Raw genomic sequence first — 19,580 nt, forward strand, 5'->3', positions numbered from 1 at the left:
GTGTTTCCCGCCCGTTTCGAAACAATCGCGTAACGCACACCTTACGAGTGGGCACCGCCGACCTCAAGGGCGGCAACAAGGCGCCCAAGTTCGGCTTGTAAGCTCACCGCTTCAAACATCTCAATCTGTAACAGGAGGAACCGATTTTGGCGCCTAGATGTTACAGATTGAGATTTTCTGCGGGACGGTTTTGGTTTGTCTCGATCTGTAACACGAAGGGTCGGTTTTGGCGGCAAACTGTTACAGATCGAGACATTTCGGCAGCCCCCCTTCATCATCCTATTCAAATACAACAATTTTGTTAGTCTTGGTTAACTTTTAAGCTTAAAACGGGTATCCTTTGCGGCGTCAAGCAAACGGCACGCACACCGTGCCAGATCAAGGAGGCCCCTATGGCGCACCAAGCAGACCAGCAGACGATGCAACTTGTCCTTATCCGTCACGGAGAATCCGAGTGGAACAAACTCAACCTGTTCACCGGCTGGACCGACGTAGAACTCACCGACACGGGCCGCGAAGAAGCCGCAGCAGGCGGTCGAGCCCTCAAAGAAGCGGGCTTCGACTTCAACGTCTGCTACACCTCGCGTCTCAAGCGCGCAATTCACACCCTCGACATCGTGCTCGGCCAAATGGATCGCGAGTGGTTGCCCGTCATCAAATCCTGGAAGCTCAACGAGCGCCACTACGGTGCGTTGCAGGGTCTCAACAAGGCCGATGCCGCCGCGGAGCACGGCGACGAACAGGTGCTCATCTGGCGCCGCTCCTTCGATATCTGCCCGCCGGCACTCGAGCCGAACGACGCGCGCGATCCCCACACCCAGGAGCAATACCGTGATGTCGCGCCCGATCAGCTGCCCTATACCGAATGCCTCAAGGACACGATCGCCCGCGCCTGGCCCTATTTCGAAGACGAGATTCGCCCCCAGATGCTCGCCGGCAAGCGCGTACTCATCGCCGCACACGGCAACTCCCTGCGCTCACTCGTCATGAAGCTCGAGCACCTCACGCCCGAGGAGATCCTCAAGGTCAACATCCCCACCGGCGTGCCGCTCGTCTACACCTTCGATACCGATTTCAATGTCCTCGACAAGCGCTACATCGGCGACCCGGCGACCATCGCCGCCAAGATCGACGCCGTGGCCAATCAGGGCAAAGCGCACAAGTAGCCCCAACCCAAATCCGACGCGTGGCGCCGCACGACCCAGATGCGACGTCACGCCGCCCATACGCAGGAGCGCACCATGCTCAACCATCTCAAACAACACTTTGGCTCCCGACGCACCGGTGGTCACGGAGGCCTAGACATTGCGCGGCATATCGGCCCCGGGCTGCTCGTGACCGTCGGCTTTATCGACCCGGGCAACTGGGCCTCCAATATGGCCGCGGGCTCGCAGTTTGGCTACGCGCTGCTGTGGATCGTCACGCTGTCCACGATTATGCTCATCGTGCTGCAGCACAACGCGGCGCACTTGGGCATCGCCACGGGCGCCTGCCTTGCCGAGGCCACGACCCGCTTTCTCCCCCGCATCGTGGGACGCGCGGTGCTCGGCAGCGCCTATCTCGCGACCATCGCCACCGCCATGGCCGAAGTCCTGGGCGGCGCGATTGCCCTTCAAATGCTCTTTGGGCTGCCCGTGCGTGCGGGCTGCGTCATCGTGGCGGCAGTATCGATGGCGATGCTCATGACGAACTCCTACAAGCGAGCCGAACGCTGGATCATCGCCTTCGTAGGCGTGGTAGGACTCTCGTTTTTGGCCGAGCTTGCACTAGTCAAGGTCGACTGGCCGCAAGCCGCCGCAAGCTGGATCACGCCCAGTATGCCCACTGGCTCTGCCGCGATTATCGTGAGTGTCCTGGGTGCGGTCGTTATGCCACACAACCTTTTTCTGCACTCCGAGGTCATCCAATCCATGCACTTCGAAGGCCAAGGCGAGCAGGTTATCGAAGAGCGTCTGCGCTACGAGCTCTTCGACACGCTCATTTCGATGGGCGTGGGCTGGGCAATCAACTCGGCCATGGTCATCCTGGCCGCAACGACCTTCTTTGCGCACGGCATGGTCGTAGACGACCTCGCCGTCGCAGCGGCCACGCTCTCCCCCATTCTGGGCCCGGCGAGCTCGACCATCTTTGCGGTAGCGCTGCTGTTCGCGGGACTATCGAGCAGCGTGACAGCGGGCATGGCGGCGGGGACCATCACTGCGGGCATGTTCGACGAGGAATACGATATCCACGACCGACATTCCTCGATCGGGGTGGCGGCCTGTTTCGTCGGCGCAGTGACGGCGTGCCTGGTCGTCCCAAATCCTTTTGAAGGTCTCATCTGGAGTCAGGCACTGCTGTCGCTTCAGCTACCGATTACGGTCTTTGTGCTCATACGGCTCACCAGTTCACCCCGCGTCATGGGCAAATACGCCAATTCGCGTCCACTCAACGCGCTGCTCGTAGGGATCGGTGCCATCGTGACGATTCTCGATGTCGTGTTGTTGACAGGGATGTAATGGGGCGGGGCACCTACTCAGGCAAACGTCTCGATCTGTAACATCTAGACCCGCTTTCGATGTCTAGATGTTACAGATTGAGATCTTCTGCCGGACGGTTTTGGTTTGTCTCGATATGTAACAAGTGGGCCCAATTTCCACCGTTAGATGTTACAGATTGAGACAAAAGGTCGGTCGGACTCACAACAGACAGGATCGGTCAACAGCAACCGTGATCCCTTGGGGGCGGAGGAAAAGGGCCCCGGCCGAGAATTCGACCGAGGCCCTTGGACAGAGCTATGTTCGGCTTTCGCCGTGTGTCTGCGAGCTACTCCTCGACGAGCTCAAACTGATCGGGACCGACGCCGCACACCGGGCACACATAATCCTCGGGCAGCTCGGGCGTATCGACCTCAACCTCGTAACCGCAAACGACGCACACGAACTTATACGTCTTCTTCTCCTCAGCCATGATGTTCTCCTCTCAAACGCGACTGGTGATGTACTTCATTTATCAGTATAGATTCTCAATAATATAATGCAAGTATTTTTAAAACATTTCTAGCCTTGATACGAGGACGCCTTCGGAGGCGTCTTGCCCTTCAGGACCTTATGGTAGTAATCGTAGGTGAGCGGCGTCTCGTCACTCAAGCGCTCGGCATCCTCGACCTCGCCGATAAACAGTAGATGCGTGCCAACATCCACAGTGTCGATCAAATGGCAGCTAAACAGGGCCGCCGCGTGCTCGGGCACATAGGGCATGCCCAGAGCCGTCTCGCGGGTCTCGTATTTGGCAAACTTGTCATAATCGCTGCTGGTGCGGAACCCAAAGTTACCGATGTAGAGCATATCGGCGGTCTGATCGATCACGGTCAGCGCGAACGCTTTGGCCGAAGCGATGACGCCCGAGGTGACGTTGTCCTTGTTCACGGCAACCGAAATGCGCGGCGGCATGGACGTCACCTGCACCGCAGTGTTGATGACGCAGCCGGCGCGCAGCCCGTCTGCCGCGGCGCTCACCACGTACAGACCGCTCGGCATGGTAAAGAACGCAGTTTTGTCCATAACAATCACTCCCCTAACCCGGGTTGGAACCTCATGGATGTATGTACCCACAAAAAAGGCGGCGCCCACAACGGACACCACCTTTGAGACATATGTGTCAAAACAGTATAAGCAAGATGAGACGCCCGCAGTTGCGGTGAAATAAGGACTGAATAGCCCCTCAAACAGGCAAAACAGTCCGTATTCCACCGTAACTTATACAGAACGCCTAGCGATTGCGCTCCTTGAGGGCGCGGTCGATCTCGCGCTGGACATCGCGCTTGGCCATATCCTCGCGCTTGTCGTAAAGCTTCTTGCCGCGGCCTAGGCCCAGCAGCAGCTTTACGCGGCCGTCGGTATTAAAGTAGAGCTCCAGCGGCACCAGCGCATAGCCGCGGTTGCGAAGTTTGCCGTCAAGAAAGTCGATCTCCTTGCGGTGCAGCAGCAGACGGCGCCGACGGTCGGGATCGCGATTCCACACGCCACCATGGCTATAAGGGTGGATATGCAGGCCGACGAGCCAGCACTCCCCACCACGAATCAGTGCGAAGGTATCGGTAATCTGGCACGCGCGCTCGCGAATCGACTTGACCTCGGTACCGCTCAGCTCAATACCGCACTCAAACGTCTCATCGATAAAGTACTCGTGATGTGCCGAGCGATTCTTGGAAATGAGCTTGCGCTCGCGCTTACTGGGCATCGCCGGCCTCCTTGGCGCCATCGGCGTTTGAACCCGCAGCCTCGCGCTTTGCCCTGCGCTCGGCATTAAGCTCGGCATCGCTCTCGCGCACCAGCTTGATAATCGCCGCGCATGCCTCCTCGCCCACCAGGTCGCGGGCACGGACCGTCAGACGCGTAGCCTCCTGCTTGTCGCCGTCGCTTGCAGCATCGGTCGCGCACATGATCAGGCAGATGGCGATCTCGGCCGAAGGCGAGGTCGGCACGCCCTGCAGGGCGAGCTCACCCATCACATGGTCGTCACTCTCGTCCGCGGCATCCGGATAGGTGGTATGGATCTTGTTGAGCAGGCGCGTCGTATGCGCATCATTGGGCGCCAGGCGCAGCGCCAGACGCGCGCAGCCCACGGCTGCCGAAATGTTCTCGGTCTCGGGCTCCAAGAAGTACTGACCCAAGTTGGTGTAGGCACGTGCGGCGCACTTACCGTCGCTCGCGCGCTCCAGCACCGAGAACGAGAGCGATGCCCACTCCTGCTTGTCCTCGAGCGCGCGGAACAGCTCGGCCAAGTCCAAGCGATAGTTGCAGTTCATGGGATCCCAACGCACGGCCTGCATCAGGGCATTCCGAGCACTCACATAATCCTGCTGGCGAATGTAGGCAAACGCCATGTCGGAGTACAGGCGGTCAAAGGGAACCTCGACCTGCACCAGCTCGCGCGGATCCTTCTCCACGCGGCGATAGGCCAGGCGCTCAAACTTGCTGTCGAAGCTAAAGTACTGGCGCTTCTCCTCCGTCTTGCACTCAGCGTCGATATACTCCTCGGCGAGCTCCACCAGACGCTCAAGCAGCGGCGTCGCCGTAGCCAGGTCGCCCTGCGCCAGATAGTTCTCGGCATACGTGATGTCTTCCAAGCTGATAGGCAGGTCCATGACAACTCCTCGGTCCGGGCGGCAGACTCAACGCGCGCCTTAAATATCGGTCAATACACAAAACCCGGGTCTCTTACGAGGCCCGGGCGTTCAATTTTGGTAGCCCGTACCAGATTCGAACTGGTGATCTCCGCCTTGAGAGGGCGGCGTCCTAAACCGCTAGACGAACGGGCCATATGTAGCAAATGCAATGGCTGGGATGGAGGGAGTCGAACCCCCATTGACGGAACCAGAATCCGCTGTCCTGCCATTAGACGACATCCCAATGACTGCATCGCTGCGCTCGGCTGTGCCTTTGCGCAAGAAAGAAATATACGGGAAGTCCGGCCGTGACGCAAGCCCCAATTTTGACTTTTTTGAAATTCAGTCAAATACGGCCGACACGTGAAGGACCTGTGAAGCGCCAGCGACACGTACGGCGCCAAAGCCCGTAAAACATCCCGCATCTACCGCTGGTAGATTACAACAATGCAGCACTCACGGCTGATGGCACAATCGAACCGTCATCATTGCACGGATATCGAGGCGCCATGGACGAAGAGCTTGATTACCTATGGGAGACCCTGGGCCTCGAGATCACTGCTGACCTTTGGCCCGAACGGGACAAAATCCATCCCACCCTGCGCCCCGCCATCACGGTGATGCAGGCAAAATACCGCCGTGCATCCTTTTTGATCATGCGGATGTCATGGCACGCGGGACTCCCCGACCTTAAGCGAATCCAGGCAAGCCTCGTCGAGCTGTCCGGTATGCCGACTGTCATATCCGAGGCGCACCTGGAGCAGCGCCAACGCGAGCGACTGCAACAGCAGCGGATTCCCTTTATCTGCCCCGGTGTTCAGGCATATCTGCCCTTTATGGACGAGGAGTACTGGAGCGGCAAGCCCAACAAGCACGTAAAGGTCTACGGTCCGCACGAATGGGCACAGCTCAAGGATTGAGCCGAGCGAGCCCTCCGATGGAAAACACGTCCCACCCCGAGCGCTCAAAACGGGTCGCACTTTCCGCAGCCGCTACAGCAGCGCCTCGGTCCAAGCTGCTTCCCTAAAGCCGGGAATCGCAAAGTCGTCGCCCACCAGCAGCGGACGCTTGACCAGCATGCCGTCGGTCGCCAGCAGCTCGTAGCACTCCCGATCCGTCATGCCCGCATCCAGACGCGCCTTCAGGCCCAGCTCTCGATATTTCATGCCCGACGAATTAAAGAAGCGCCGCACCGGCAGCCCCGAACGAGCAATCCAGGTCGCAAGCTCATCAGCCGTGGGATTGTCCAAAACGATATCGCGATCGATATACTCTACCCCATGTTCGTCCAGCCATGCCTTGGCCTTCTTACAGGTCGAGCACTTGGGATATTCAACAAGCAGTACGGTCATGGGAATCCTCCGAATATAGATCGGCCAACGCGAGCACACGCCACACGAGGCGCCTTCGTATGATGGGCCAATTGTAGCCCACGGGTCACACGCTAAACGAACCGTACCCCGAATCCGCGTTTGATGAACGGCAGTAGCTCCATTGCCTCGGGCGTGATATGGCCCGCAACGTTCATGCGCTCGTCACCGGGAAGATCGACCCGCGCAATCTCAAGCTCGCCTTCGTAGCGCCCATATCCGCTATTGCTCACAGCGATCGACCCCGCCTTTCGCGGCAGGCCGGCTCCGGCATCCGTCGGCACGGAATCCGGCTTAAGCGTCGTACGTGACTCCTGAGACCTAAAGATGAAGACGCTCGAGTCGGGCCGGTCGTGATGAATCTGCCCGCGCGCATAGGCATAACCGGGCTCAAGCTCGCATTGCAGGTCCACGTATCCGGCGGAAACTTGAGCAAACTGCGCCCAGCCCGCATCGGATAGATCGGGGTCGCCGACCAACACAATGTCGCAATCGGCGCCATGTGCAAGCTCAAGCATATTGAGAGCAACCTTTGACGCGCGACCGCGCTGCGCCTCGACCGTCGGCAGTCCCTCGAATACCGGCCCGCGAACGTTAGCATCACCCGGCACAAAAGCCATGATTTCGAATCCAAGCGCCGCAAGACGAAGATTCACCCGAGCAATGTCCTCCAGAGCTAAACCGGTATAAGGCTTGGGGTAAAAATTGTGGCAGGCGGCAAAACGAGTCACATCGGCACCAGCCTCACGCCACGATGCGATTTCATCAGAACTCACCGTCGATGCATTGACCACAATGTGAAATACACCGGACAGCTCCGCGACCCGCTGGGCGCTAAAGCCATAGTCCAAACGAAGGTATTCCAACCCCAGATCGCGCAGGTCCTCGATGCGCTCAAGCCCGAGCAAATCGCACGTGCGAGGCCCCACATCGGCAATGAGCGCAATGCCGCGGGCGGAAAGCAGCGACAGCACATGACGGACCCTATCGGCATACGCCGCTCCCCCATCCTCGGGAATATGCAGCGAGGTGAACGCATAGCGCGCACCCGCCGCGGCACCGTGTTCAATCGTCCGCTCAATATCCTGCAGAGGGCTGGAAAGATAAATCGAAATACCCGTTTTCACGCTTCAACGCTCCTTTAAAAAAGGCCGGCGGAGCAGCTAGCCCCGCCGGCACAACCATAACATCAAGAAATCTGCCGCGCGCCGCGAACCCCGAGCAACACGGCTCGCGATATCAAACTACTCGCCAAAGAACTCGTTGATCTTCTGCTCGTCGACACCGAAGAACCACGTCAGGACAAAGCCGGCGGCATAGGCAAGCAGCATAGCGGCAACGTAGCCGAGCTGCTGGCCAGGAACGACGATCAGCAGGCCAAACAGACCGGAAACGCCCTGAGAAACCGTGCCGATGTGAAGCAGCGCCGCGAGCGCGCCGCCAAATCCGGCACCCAGGCAGGCCGTCACAAACGGACGAACGAGCGGCAGCGTAACAGCATACATCAGAGGCTCGCCCACACCCAGGATTCCAACGGGAATGGACTCTGCGACGTACTTCTTGAGCTTGGCGTTCTTGGTCTTAAAGTACAGCGCCAAACCGGCACCGACCTGGCCGCCGCCAGCCATCATAAGGATGGGAAGCAGGTAATTGATACCCTTGGTAGCGCCGTCGGGATCGTTGAGCATAGCGTGGATCGGCGTGAGCGCCTGATGCAGGCCGACGGACACCAGCGGCAAGAAGCCTGCCGACAGGATATAGCCGCCCAGGACGCCCAGCTTCTCGAAGATAAAGGTCAAAACGCTAAAGATGGCAGTCGTCAGCCATGCGCCAACCGGCTGGATGACGAGCATCAGAGCAAAGGCGCCGATGATGAGCACCAGTAGCGGAGACAAGAACGTGTCGAGTGCGTTGGGCATAACCTTGCGAATCTGACGCTCCATCCAGGCAAAAAATGCGCCAGCGATGAGAGCCGCGATCATGCCGCCCGCTGCGGGGTTGTACTGCGCACTGGTGAGCGGCAGCAGAATGGCAGTGGCAGGATCAGCCGCGCCAGGCGCAAGCAGGGGCATGGCACTGTTGGCGATACACATCATGCCGGCGATGCCGCCCAGCGCAGCGGAGCCACCAAACTCACGTGCCGCGTTATAGCCCACCAAGATGGGCAGATAGGCAAACAGGGCCCAGCCCATGGAACGAATGCCCTGGTACCACCACTCGCCTGCAAGCGCGCCTGCCGTCGAGACGTTAATGACGTTGCAGATACCGTTGATGAGGCCAGCCGCAATGATGCCGGGAAGCAGGGCGACGAAGACATTGGAAATCTTCTTGAGGAAGGCCTGAACCGGCTTGGACTCGTACTTGGCCTTCTGCGCGGCCTTGTTTGTGGCCGCAGCGTCAACCACGCTCTCGTCGGCAACGCCTTTCGCAAGGCCGGTGAACTTGGAGAACTCCTCGAGCACCTTATTCACCTTGCCCGGACCCAACACGATCTGCATCGTGTCGTCCTCGACCAGGCCCATCACGCCGTCGAGTGCCTTAATGCCCTCCGTGTCAACGTTGCCCGTGTCTTTGACGGTCACGCGCAGGCGCGTCATGCACGCCGCGTTTGCCAGCACGTTGTCTTTACCGCCCAAAAGGTCCAGCAGCTTTTGAGCCAGCTCTTTGTTCGTCATAACTCCTCCTTGTATTGGGTATCTCGTCTGGATGTCGTATCAGATCACGCCGCGCACCTATTGGGCATCGGCATTGCTCTTCTCATGGCCACTCACCGCAGCACGGACATGGCCTCGCGCCCGCCCAAGAGCTACCGCAGCCTGCTCGGCATCGCAGTCCAGCAGCACCGAGACAATAGCGGTTTTTACGTGGCCGCCGGCATCTGCAAGCGCCTGAATAGCGCGCTCGCGCGTGCAGCCGGTCGCCTCCATCACGATGTTCTGGCCGCGCACCACCAACTTCTCGTTCGTCTGCTGCACATCGACCATCAGGTTTTGGTATACCTTGCCGATCTTGACCATGGCACCGGTTGAAATCATGTTGAGGATGAGTTTTTGAACCGTTCCCGCCTTGAGCCTCGTTGAGCCGGTCAGCACCTCGGGACCGGGCACGGGTTCAATGGCAAGATCTGCGCTCTCCCCGATCTTTGACCCTTGGTTGCAGGCAATTGCAATGGTCTTGCACCCAGTTGCCTTGGCGTACACAAGGCCGCCCACCACATAGGGAGTACGGCCGCTTGCCGCCAGGCCAACGACAAGATCCTTGTCCGAGAGTCCACGCTCCCGCAGGTCGCTCGCGCCAAGTTCCTCGCTGTCTTCGGCACCTTCGACAGCCTTGATAAACGCCGTCTCGCCTCCGGCAATGAGCCCGACAATCAGATCGGGTGACACGCCAAACGTGGGCGGACACTCCGAAGCGTCGAGTACGCCCAGACGACCGCTGGTGCCTGCGCCCATGTAAAAGACGCGCCCGCCGCGCTCGAGTGCCTCAGCAGCCCAGTCGATTGCTGTGGCAACCTGGGGCAGCACTTTTGTGACCGACTGGACGGCACGAAGATCCTCATCATTCATCGTCGTGACGATTTGCAGCGATGTCATCGTATCGAGGTCCATAGACCTTTGATTACGCTGTTCGGTCGTGAATTTTGTTAAATCGAGCATTTCATTCACCTCATCTTTCCTGTTTCTCGATGTAGTTTTGCTTAATGACATGTGTCGCCCGTTCGTAGTCGCTGGCAACGTAAGCAGCGTACAGGGCATCGACAACCATAAGCTGGGCCATACGCGAAGCCATGGCACCGCTGCGGACCAAGGGCTCACTCGCAGCGACGCCGAGCACGGCATCGGCCATGGTGGCAAGCTTGGATGATCCATCTACTTTGGTCACGGCCACAACGGGACAGTTGTGACGTTGGGCCTCGGCGGCGCAGCCCAGCACCTCTTGCGTCAAGCCCGAGTAGCTAAAGGCGATTGCCATATCGCCCTCATGCATGTTCTTGGCACACAAGAGCTGATCATGCCAGTCGTCGTACAGATGGCACTCTTTGTCGACACGCATGAGCTTTTGCGCCAGATCGTGCGCGACCAAACGAGAGGCACCGATACCGAACAGATTGACCGCGCGTGCCCGCTTAAGATAGGCCGCACATCGCTCCAAGACGGTGTAATCGAGCGTTCGCGCCGTCGCTTCGATCGTGCGCACGTTGCTTTTCATCACCTTCCCCACGATACGTTCGACGCTGGCATCCGGGGAGATGTCCTCGAGGGCAACGTCTTTCTTGTCACCCAAGAGCGCCAGCTCGGCAATCAGTTCGCGCTGGAACTCCTTGTAGCCCGCAAAACCCAAGCGCTTGCAAAAGCGCAAAATGCTCGAGGGCGAGGAGAACGTGGCATCGGCAAGACCGCGGACGGACAGCCCGACCACCTCGTGCGGATGAGCGCTTACATATGCGATGACATTGCGTTCCGCCGGGCTCGCGCTGAGCTCACGCTCGCGAAGCCGCAAAAGCAATCCGTTTGCCATCTCAAACACCTCCGTTGAGAAGAATTAAAGACCAACGAACGATTCGTACCGGATATAAACAGCTTTTACGGTACATTGTGCCGCATCGTGGCGCACAAAGGGCGAGCGTTCTACCGCTCGCCCCTCAAATCCGACCGCTCGGAAATACGCGCGACACAAAATAATTCAACAAGATCGCATTATCAAAAACGGGCTTGTTACCGGCTAGCGCCTCGCATGGGCGCCGATCGGCCGAGTCGCATGGCGCACCAACACCGCTGCCAGCAATACCAACAGCATGGCGGTGACATAGCCCGCAGCATCGAATCCTAAATCGATAACGTCGAAATGCCTGCCGGGAACAAAGATCTTATGTACCTGATCGCCAACGGAGCAGACGGCGCAAAAGAGCAACACGGGCACGCAACGGGAGCATACGCTCCACGGACGCCTGGAAAAGCAAACCACGACCACCGAGGCGAACAATCCGACGAAGAAAAACTCTACGGTATGGGCAACGCGACGGACGTTCGTGCCCACCCACATGCGAATGGAAGCAAGTCGGCCAGACCGGACATTCGAAGCAGCCGAATCGGTGCCCCCGGTCATCCCGTTCTCGGTCTGAGCTTCACCCGCGACATCGGCAGCCTGTACGCCCGTAGCTTGACCCTCCACCACACGCGCGGTGGACTCGCTCAGCAACGACGTCTCCACCGCATTTTGCTCCGTCAGCACCCAGATGCCCGCCAGCGTTGCAGTAAACAGAACGATCGCGGTCCATCCGATTATTTGTTTTACGCGCGCCAAGGGCCTACCTCCTTTTTTGAATATCAGCGAGTGTAGCCCCAAATGGCATCGTCACCGTATCAAAATTTGAATCGCAACAGGAAGCGCCAAAGCGGCGCAAACCCCTACCCCGCCTCGCGCATCCAGCGATCGAACGTCCCCACGCACACGCCCAGGCACTTTGCTGCCTGGCTGCGGGTAATATCGCCTGCCTCATAGCTATCGCGTACCAGCTCAAACTGAGGAGGGCACGGCTTGCGAGGTCGACCGAAACGGACCCCTCGCGCCCGCGCCGCTGCAATCCCCTCCGCTTGGCGCCGATGGATATTCTCGCGCTCCACCTGCGCCACGTAGCTCAGCAGTTGCAGCACAATATCGGCAATCAGGGTATTGGTCACATCCGGCGCGCCGCTGGCCCTGGCGCGCGTGTCAAGCAATGGCATGTCCAACACCACAATGGCAACCCCGAGCTCCTTGGTAATGCGACGCCATTCCTCAAGAATCTCGGAGTAATTACGGCCAAGTCGGTCGATAGAAAGCACCACCAGCACGTCCCCGTCTCCCAGGACGTGCAGCAGCTCGCGATAGCGCGGTCGATCGAAGTCCTTGCCGCTCGCATGGTCGGCATAAATACTCGCCGAGCTCACGCCATAGGCGCCCAGCGCATCCAGCTGCCGATTAAGATTCTGATCGCGCGAACTCACCCGCGCATAACCATACACCGTCGCCATCTCATCCCCGCTTTCTTGTAAACCTGCCAAAAAGGGACAGGTTTATTTTGGTAGGTTTTACCTCTCGAATAGCAGGTAAGCGGGCGGCCGAGCAGACGGCAAGGTAGCCATGATCCAAATGCGGAGGGCGGCCCCGAAAGACCGCCCTCCGCTCTCCCGCCATGAGTCGAGATTTGGCTAATGGATAAGCTTAAAGTCCAAGTGCCCACGCGTGGTATTGACGCGCGAGACCTCGATAATCACGCGCTGGCCCAGTTCATAGCGAGTCCCCGTGTCGGCGCCCGTCAGCGTAAGCGCATCCTCGTCGAACTCGAACCACTCGTTGCCCAGGCTCTTGATCGAAACCAAGCCTTCGACCTGCGTCAGGTCCAAGCGCACAAAGAGGCCCATGCTGCTAACCCACGAGACGGTTCCGGCATAGCGCTCGCCCAGACGGTCCTCATAGTACTGGGCAATCTTGATCTTTTGCGTCGCATGGCTAGCGGCATCTGCCGCGCGCTCGGCATCGCTGCATGCGCGGCAGATCTGCGGCAGAATGCGCGGCAGCGACTCGCGCCCCTTGCCGATCAGCCGCGGCGTACGGACCAGGGCGTCCTTGCCGCCGAGCTGCTCATAGGCCAACTGCAGTTTGAGCACGCGGTGCACCACCAGATCGGGGTAGCGACGGATGGGACTCGTAAAGTGACAGTAGCACGGCGCGGCGAGCGCAAAGTGGCCCTCGTTGCGCGGCTTGTACAGTGCGCGCTGCATGCTGCGCAGAAGCAGCGTGTTGACGAGCGGTGCGTTGGCCGTACCGGCGGCAGCATCAACTGCAGCCTGTAGCTCATCGGGACTCCCCAGGGCGATACCGGCAGCACGGCGATCGTCGATGATGCCCAGCTGCGCCAGCGCAACGGCGGCACCGTGCAGGCTATCGGGGCTCGGATCCTCATGCACGCGATAGCAGGCCTCGATATCACGGTCTGCCAGCCACTCTGCAACGCACTCGTTGGCGAGTAGCATGGCTTCCTCGATAAGCGACGTGGCACACGAACGCTCGCGCGCCACAATCTGCACGGGTACTCCGTCCTCATCCAATAGAGCGCGAATCTCGGCCGTGTCAAAATCGACTGAGCCGCGGGCACGACGAATACGACGGCGAAGTTCGGCGAGTTCGTTGGCGGCGACAAGGAAATCGCCGAGGTCGACGTTATAGCCGCGAGCAGTTTCCTCGCACGCAAGACCGCGCTCAAGCGCCTCCTCGCGCGAGGCCTCAGCAGCCGCAACATCCTCAGCGGCGCCTTCCAGCACCCCATACTCCACCGCGCCGGCACGCACCAGCAGCGCCTCGGCGCCGTCATAGTCCATACGCACACGCGAGCGAATCACGCTGGGGTACGGATCGTAATGCCGCACGCGACCCTGCGCATCGAGTTCAATGTCAACGGTAAACGCAAGACGGTCCTCGTCAGGGCGAAGCGAACACAGGTCACAGGACAGGCGTTCGGGCAGCATGGGAAGCACGCGATCGGCCAGATACACCGATGTCGTACGATGGCGAGCCTCAAGATCGATATGCCCGTCCCAAGCCACATAGTGAGAAACGTCAGCGATATGCACACCCAGCTTGTAGCCGCCCTCGGGCGTGCGCTCAAGCGAAATGGCATCGTCAAAGTCGCGCGCGTCGACCGGGTCGATCGTGATGACAAAGCGGTCGCGCAGATCGCGGCGGAGCGGGTCCTTAAGCGCCGCGGACACATCGAGCGAAAGTCCCTCGGCCTCGTCCAGCGCGGCCTCGGGATAGCTATCGGTATAGCCGTAACGCGCCATCACGTATTGAACGCCCAAATCGGGCGCGTCATCTCCGCCAATGCGGCGTTCGATCGTCACGGTGCCCGATTCCAGGCGCGTCGGGTAGGTCAAAATGCGCGCGACAACGGCATCACCCGGGTGGACGCCCAGACGATCCGCCGAGGTATCCTCGGGCAGAATGAAGAAGTCGGCCTTCAGGCGCGAATCGAGCGGCTCGATCACACCGAGCGGACCAGCGGTCTGGTACGTACCCACCACGCTTATGGCTGCGCGCTCAACCACGCCTTCGATCACGGCGCGCCGCTCACCGTGCGGGCTGTTCTTAATGCTCACGGCAACGGTATCGCCATCCATGATCTCGCGCTTACCGCGGCCCATAACCTTGTAGTCGCCGCTCTCGGTTATGACATAGGCGCCATGCTCATGGAGCTGCACGCGCCCGGTCAGGCTCGGACGGCGTTCGCTGCGCACCGGCCCACGCTTATTGCGAGCACCGCGCTTATGCTTGTTATTGCGCCCCATGGCGCCTCCTTGCTATCGATGACGAACTCCAAAGAGTCTACCCAAATGATTCGCTTTCCTGCCGTCCCCTAGAGATCAAAAAACGGGCCGCCCCATAAGAGACGACCCGTTGGAAGGGATGAATTCCAGGCATGCCTACACGCGCAGGTAGCGGCGCATGGCTATGGCAGAACCAAAGAGACCGATAATCACACCGACCAGAATCAGCGCAGCATAGGTCACCAGGTAGTACTGCATCGGCAGGGCAAACGACATCCAGCCGATGCTCTCCTGCAAACGCGGAATCATCAGATTGCGCAGCAGCTCCAGAACGCCAATGGAAAGCAGCGAGCCCAAAATGGCCTGCAGTACGCCCTCGGTGATAAACGGGCCGCGAATGAAGCCGTTGCTGGCGCCGACCAGACGCATAATCGCAATCTCACGACGACGCGCCGTGATGGACAGGCGAATCGTGTTGTTGATGAAGATGAATGCGATAAAGGTCAAAAGGCCAACGAGCACCACGGCGGCGATGCGGATGTAGTTGGTCACCTGGAACAGGCGGCTCACTTCCTCTTGGCCGTACAGCACGCTCGCGTTGACGTCGCCGTCATCCGCGATCTTCTGGAAGTCGGCGTTCTTCTTGAGCTTCTGGGCCGTGCTCTCGACCTTGGACGGATCGTCCATCTCAATTGCAAACGAAGCCGGCAGCGGGTTCTGGCCATCGAGCGCGCTCATGGTGGCGTCGGCGTTGCCCGACATCTTGCTCGTATACTCGGCCAGCGCGTCGTCCTTGTCCTTATAGGTCACGGACTTGACGTTATTCCACGTCTTAAGCTCGGCCTCAAAAGCCTGGACATCGGCCTGATCGGCGTCATCACTAATGAACGCGTTGATGACAACCTGATCCTCGACGGTGCCGATCACGGAGTTCAGCATCGCGGAACCCATAATGAACAGGCCGATGATAAACAGCGAAAGGAAGATCGTGATGACGGCGCCGAGCGAGGTAGTCCAGTTACGGAAGAAGTGGCTGATTGCCTCTTTGAAGGAGTAGCCCACGTTAGTTGGTGCCATAGTTGCCGTAACCTCCCCTCTCCTGGTCGCGGATGACGTGGCCGCCCTCGAGGGCGATCACGCGACGGTGCATGCTATCGACCATCTCGCGGTCGTGCGTGGCGACGATCACGGTGGTGCCGGTGCGGTTAATACGCTCAAGCAGCTTCATGATGCCCAGCGAGATCGCCGGGTCGAGGTTGCCCGTGGGCTCGTCGCAGATCAGCAGCGGCGGACGGTTGACCATAGCACGGGCGACGGCAACGCGCTGCTGCTCGCCACCGGAAAGCTGGTCGGGCAGCGAGTCCATCTGATCGGCCAGACCGACCAGACGCAGCACCTCGGGCACTTGGCTGCGAATGACGCCCTTGGGCTTGCCGATGCACTGCAGGGCAAACGCCACGTTTTCGTAGGCGGTCTTTTGCGGCAGAAGCTTAAAGTCCTGGAACACGGCGCCAATCTGGCGGCGCAGGAACGGAACCTTACGGTTCTTGATCTTCATGAGGTCCTGACCGGCAACCAGGATGCGGCCGCTCGTCGGCTTGACGTCGCGGTTGAGCGTCGACAGCAGCGTGGTCTTACCCGAACCGGAGTGACCGACCAGGAAGACGAACTCGCCCGGATAGATCTCGATGTTGATGTCGTCGAGTGCAGGCTTATTGGGCTGTGCCGGATAGATCTTGGTGACATGCTCCATAAGGATGACGGGCTCGACACCGGCCTGCTTGGCCATCTTCTTGCGGCTGGCCTGCGGATCGATGGGCGCAAACACCGACGTAAAATCGGGGTTGTTGAGCGCGTTGTCGAGGCTTGCGACCTCGGCTGCCTGATCGCTCTCGACCACCGGGGCAGCAGGCTGCGTGGGGTCGGGAATAGCGGCAAAGAGACCGGACTGCGCAGGCTGAGGAGCCGGCGTCGCAGGGGCCAAGGGGTCGGGAATGCCGGCCATGGTAGGCTGCGGCGTGGCGGCACCAGCCTGAGGCTGCTCCACGCGAGCGGTCACGACCTGAACGGGCTCAAAACCCGCCGTGCCGGAAAGCGCGACGTCGCTGGTTGGATTGTAGGCAAAGGGATCGGATGCCGGCTGTGCCTGATCTGCCGGCTGAGCGGGGGCCTGAGCAACAGGCTGGCCCTCTGAATCCGGAGTGGCGAAACGACTGCCCTGGACGCCTGCCTGCGTCTTGGGGGCATCATCGCCCGCACCGGAGGTACGGAAGTGGTTACCCACTGGTGCTCCTTATCGTCGTGCGTTTAAACTACATGAGCGCTTTGTATTTTAGCAGTATTAGCTTTGCTGCACATAAGAAGCATGGCGTGCTTAGGGATCCCGTCGGCCGGGCACAGGGCTACTCTCCAAATCGTCCTCGGACATGTCGGAGCCCCCGCTGCGCGCTTCGCGCTGCGGGGGCTCCTCCGTCCTGCGGAAAGATTTGGAGAGTAGCCCTGTGTCCGGCCTGCGGTAACTAAGGGGTCGCCGTGTTTTACTTGAGGTGCTGCATATACAAAGTTGGAAGGGTCTGAATTGCGCTTTGTCGATATATGCCCTTTTCCCTGATGGGACCGTGCTTGAGGGGCGTCTTCATAAGTTGCGGTGAAATAGGGACTGTTTTACCAGTTAAAAGGTCTAATCAGTCCTTATTTCACCGCAACTGAAACAGGGGCGCTCTCCAAGAGAGCGCCCCTGCCGGGTTTCCATAGTTCTGGCGAAGCAGTCCTTGAGATCCGCCTTGCCTTATGCCAAGAACTCCTTGGTGGTCGCCACGATGTTGGCGGCGTCCAGGCCATACTTGTGCAAGAGCTCGGCACCCGGACCAGACTCACCGAAGGTGTCGTTGACGCCGATCTTCTTGAGCGGCGTCGGGCACTGCTCGCACAGGACGTCGGCAACGGCGCTGCCCAGGCCACCGATTACAGAGTGCTCCTCGACGGTCACGACGTGGCCGGTCTTGGTGGCGCTCTTGACGATCAGGTCGGCATCGATGGGCTTGATGGTGTGCATGTTGATGACCTCGGCGTCGATACCCTCGGCAGCGAGCTGCTCGGCGGCCTCGAGAGCCTCGCCGACCATCAGGCCGCAGGCGATGATGGTCACATCGGCGCCCTCGCGCATGACGATGCCCTTGCCCACCTCGAACTTGTAGGTCTCGGGGTCGTTGATAACCGGCGAGGCCAAACGGGCGAAGCGCATGTACACGGGGCCGTCGCACTCGTAGGCGGCGCGCGTCACGGCACGGGCCTCGATGTCGTCGGCGGGAACGATCACGGTCATGCCGGGGATGACACGCATCAGGGCGATATCCTCGCAGCACTGGTGCGTGGCGCCATCCTCGCCCACCGAGATACCGGCGTGCGTGGCACCGATCTTAACGTTAAGGTGCGGATAGCCGATGGAGTTGCGGACCTGCTCAAAGGCGCGGCCGGCGGCGAACATGGCAAAGGTGCTCGCGAAGGCGACGCGGCCGGTGGTTGCGATACCGGCGGCAACACCCATCAGGTTGCTCTCGGCGATGCCCACATCGAAGAAGCGGTCGGGGCAGGCGGCCTTAAACTTGCCGGTCTGCGTGGCGGCGGCCAGGTCGGCGTCGAGGACCACAAAGTCATCGTGCTCGTTGGCGAGCTCGACGAGGGCCTCGCCGTAGCTTACGCGCGTGGCGATTTTCTTGACGTCTGCCATCCTAGAGCTCCTCTCCGGCGGCCGTGAGCTCTGCCATGGCCTGCTCAAACTGTTCATCGTTGGGGGCCTTACCGTGCCAACCCACCTGGTTCTCCATAAAGGAGACGCCCTTGCCCTTCGTGGTCTCGGCGATAATGGCGGTCGGCTGACCCTTGGTGGCGCGGGCCTCGGCAAAGGCGGCGCGGATCTGGTCGAAGTCGTTGCCGTCGGCGAGCTCCACCACATGGAACTTGAAGGCGCGGAACTTGTCGGCGAGCGGCATGGGGTCGTTGACCTCCTCGACGGGGCCGTCGATCTGCAGGCCGTTATGGTCGACGATCACGCAGAGGTTGTCGAGCTGCTGGTTGCCGGCAAACATGGCGGCCTCCCAGACCTGGCCCTCCTCGCTCTCGCCGTCGCCCAGCAGGGCGTAGGTGCGATAGTCGTCGCCCCAGTGCTTGGCGGCAACGGCCATGCCCACGGCGGCAGAAATGCCCTGGCCGAGCGAGCCGGTGGACATGTCGACGCCCGGGGTGTCGTTCATGTTGGGATGACCCTGCAGGTGGCTGCCGATATGGCGCAGCGTCTCGAGATCCTCCTTGGGGAAGAACCCACGCTCGGCGAGCACGGCGTACAGGCCCGGAGCGCAATGGCCCTTGGAGAGCACAAAACGGTCGCGATCGGCCTTGCGAGGATCTGCCGGGTCGACGTTCATTTCCTCAAAGTACAGATAGGTCATGATGTCGGCAGCGCCGAGCGAACCGCCCGGATGGCCGGACTTGGCAGCGTGCACGCCGGTGACGATGCCCTTCCTTACCTCGTTGGCAACCTTTTTGAGCTCTTCGTCGCTCATTGTGCCTTCCTTTCATCCTCATTAGACAAAATGCGCACGGCACCGAAGGTAATCCCAACACAGCCGCAATGCACGTACGTCATTCATTATGCTGGAAACTGATGGCTTTACCAGAGTTTTTATCATTATTTGAACAATTTAGCAGGCAGAACCGCTGATGAAACGGTTTATCAATGTGAACGTCTTTTGGATG

The 19,580-nt window shown here is 59.8% G+C and carries 19 protein-coding genes and 2 tRNA genes; 3 read left to right on the top strand and 18 right to left on the bottom strand.

Features of this window, described 5'->3' with window-relative positions; translation table 11 throughout:
• The first annotated feature begins 419 nt into the window (after window positions 1-419).
• Both gpmA and ACGHIZ_RS08515 read left to right on the top strand, forming a co-directional pair.
• Window positions 420-1,166: a 2,3-diphosphoglycerate-dependent phosphoglycerate mutase gene (gpmA, locus tag ACGHIZ_RS08510; RefSeq protein ID WP_390449919.1), complete on the top strand. Its 747-nt coding sequence runs from the start codon at window positions 420-422 to the stop codon at window positions 1,164-1,166.
• A gap of 75 nt (window positions 1,167-1,241) precedes the next feature.
• Entirely contained in the window at window positions 1,242-2,498 is a 1,257-nt protein-coding gene (locus ACGHIZ_RS08515) for an Nramp family divalent metal transporter (protein WP_124786021.1), read from the top strand.
• A gap of 307 nt (window positions 2,499-2,805) precedes the next feature.
• On the opposite strand, the gene ACGHIZ_RS08520 is transcribed toward ACGHIZ_RS08515, so the two are convergent.
• The 6 genes from ACGHIZ_RS08520 to ACGHIZ_RS08545 all read right to left on the bottom strand — a co-directional run bounded on the left by ACGHIZ_RS08520 (window position 2,806) and on the right by ACGHIZ_RS08545 (window position 5,393).
• The gene (locus tag ACGHIZ_RS08520; protein ID WP_055251878.1) at window positions 2,806-2,949 is read right to left on the bottom strand and encodes a rubredoxin-like domain-containing protein; all 144 of its coding nucleotides are present in this window, start codon (window positions 2,947-2,949) and stop codon (window positions 2,806-2,808) included.
• Window positions 2,950-3,038: 89 nt separating this feature from the next.
• A complete protein-coding gene (locus tag ACGHIZ_RS08525; RefSeq protein WP_055251877.1) occupies window positions 3,039-3,542 on the bottom strand; it encodes a flavin reductase family protein in 504 nt (167 codons plus the stop codon).
• 208 nt (window positions 3,543-3,750) lie between these two features.
• The gene (smpB, locus tag ACGHIZ_RS08530) at window positions 3,751-4,221 is read right to left on the bottom strand and encodes an SsrA-binding protein SmpB (protein WP_006235325.1); all 471 of its coding nucleotides are present in this window, start codon (window positions 4,219-4,221) and stop codon (window positions 3,751-3,753) included.
• Window positions 4,211-5,128 (bottom strand): hypothetical protein, encoded by a 918-nt coding sequence (locus ACGHIZ_RS08535; RefSeq protein ID WP_117564212.1) that lies wholly within the window; start codon window positions 5,126-5,128, stop codon window positions 4,211-4,213. Before ACGHIZ_RS08535 ends, smpB begins: the two co-directional genes overlap by 11 nt.
• A gap of 97 nt (window positions 5,129-5,225) precedes the next feature.
• Window positions 5,226-5,302: transfer RNA gene (locus ACGHIZ_RS08540), tRNA-Glu, on the bottom strand.
• A 17-nt stretch (window positions 5,303-5,319) separates the two neighbouring features.
• A tRNA-Gln gene (locus ACGHIZ_RS08545) sits at window positions 5,320-5,393 on the bottom strand.
• Window positions 5,394-5,658: 265 nt separating this feature from the next.
• Here ACGHIZ_RS08545 and ACGHIZ_RS08550 point away from each other — a divergent pair.
• Window positions 5,659-6,069, top strand: coding sequence for a hypothetical protein (locus ACGHIZ_RS08550; RefSeq protein WP_117629499.1), 411 nt, complete (start codon window positions 5,659-5,661; stop codon window positions 6,067-6,069).
• Window positions 6,070-6,141: 72 nt separating this feature from the next.
• Here ACGHIZ_RS08550 and ACGHIZ_RS08555 read toward each other — a convergent pair whose 3' ends face one another.
• The 12 genes from ACGHIZ_RS08555 to ACGHIZ_RS08610 form a co-directional block, all read right to left on the bottom strand.
• Window positions 6,142-6,501 (bottom strand): arsenate reductase family protein, encoded by a 360-nt coding sequence (locus tag ACGHIZ_RS08555; RefSeq protein ID WP_390447506.1) that lies wholly within the window; start codon window positions 6,499-6,501, stop codon window positions 6,142-6,144.
• A gap of 92 nt (window positions 6,502-6,593) precedes the next feature.
• Window positions 6,594-7,646: a MupG family TIM beta-alpha barrel fold protein gene (locus ACGHIZ_RS08560; protein ID WP_390447509.1), complete on the bottom strand. Its 1,053-nt coding sequence runs from the start codon at window positions 7,644-7,646 to the stop codon at window positions 6,594-6,596.
• Between the two features lie 117 nt (window positions 7,647-7,763).
• Entirely contained in the window at window positions 7,764-9,194 is a 1,431-nt protein-coding gene (locus ACGHIZ_RS08565; protein WP_390447512.1) for a PTS transporter subunit EIIC, read from the bottom strand.
• 57 nt (window positions 9,195-9,251) lie between these two features.
• A complete protein-coding gene (murQ, locus tag ACGHIZ_RS08570; RefSeq protein ID WP_349103126.1) occupies window positions 9,252-10,175 on the bottom strand; it encodes an N-acetylmuramic acid 6-phosphate etherase in 924 nt (307 codons plus the stop codon).
• 10 nt (window positions 10,176-10,185) lie between these two features.
• Window positions 10,186-11,037, bottom strand: a complete 852-nt coding sequence (locus ACGHIZ_RS08575; protein ID WP_390447515.1) for a MurR/RpiR family transcriptional regulator — start codon at window positions 11,035-11,037, stop codon at window positions 10,186-10,188.
• A gap of 204 nt (window positions 11,038-11,241) precedes the next feature.
• On the bottom strand, window positions 11,242-11,823 hold the full coding sequence (locus tag ACGHIZ_RS08580) for a VanZ family protein (RefSeq protein ID WP_117641029.1): 582 nt from the start codon (window positions 11,821-11,823) through the stop codon (window positions 11,242-11,244).
• Window positions 11,824-11,927: 104 nt separating this feature from the next.
• Window positions 11,928-12,533, bottom strand: a complete 606-nt coding sequence (locus ACGHIZ_RS08585; protein WP_390447518.1) for a recombinase family protein — start codon at window positions 12,531-12,533, stop codon at window positions 11,928-11,930.
• A gap of 177 nt (window positions 12,534-12,710) precedes the next feature.
• Window positions 12,711-14,846, bottom strand: coding sequence for a ribonuclease R family protein (locus tag ACGHIZ_RS08590; RefSeq protein WP_118934928.1), 2,136 nt, complete (start codon window positions 14,844-14,846; stop codon window positions 12,711-12,713).
• 135 nt (window positions 14,847-14,981) lie between these two features.
• Entirely contained in the window at window positions 14,982-15,902 is a 921-nt protein-coding gene (gene ftsX / locus ACGHIZ_RS08595; protein ID WP_089572231.1) for a permease-like cell division protein FtsX, read from the bottom strand.
• Complete coding sequence (ftsE, locus tag ACGHIZ_RS08600) at window positions 15,889-17,109, bottom strand: cell division ATP-binding protein FtsE (RefSeq protein ID WP_349087777.1); 1,221 nt, start codon at window positions 17,107-17,109, stop codon at window positions 15,889-15,891. The genes ftsX and ftsE overlap by 14 nt, the downstream gene beginning before the upstream one ends.
• Window positions 17,110-17,613: 504 nt before the next feature.
• The gene (locus ACGHIZ_RS08605; protein WP_390447523.1) at window positions 17,614-18,555 is read right to left on the bottom strand and encodes a transketolase family protein; all 942 of its coding nucleotides are present in this window, start codon (window positions 18,553-18,555) and stop codon (window positions 17,614-17,616) included.
• Between the two features lies 1 nt (window position 18,556).
• A complete protein-coding gene (locus ACGHIZ_RS08610; RefSeq protein WP_099432020.1) occupies window positions 18,557-19,387 on the bottom strand; it encodes a transketolase in 831 nt (276 codons plus the stop codon).
• Between the last annotated feature and the right edge of the window lie 193 nt (window positions 19,388-19,580).

Origin of the sequence: Collinsella sp. i05-0019-G5, assembly GCF_042851345.1 — a bacterium.
In the GTDB taxonomy this organism is placed as follows: Bacteria; Actinomycetota; Coriobacteriia; order Coriobacteriales; family Coriobacteriaceae; genus Collinsella.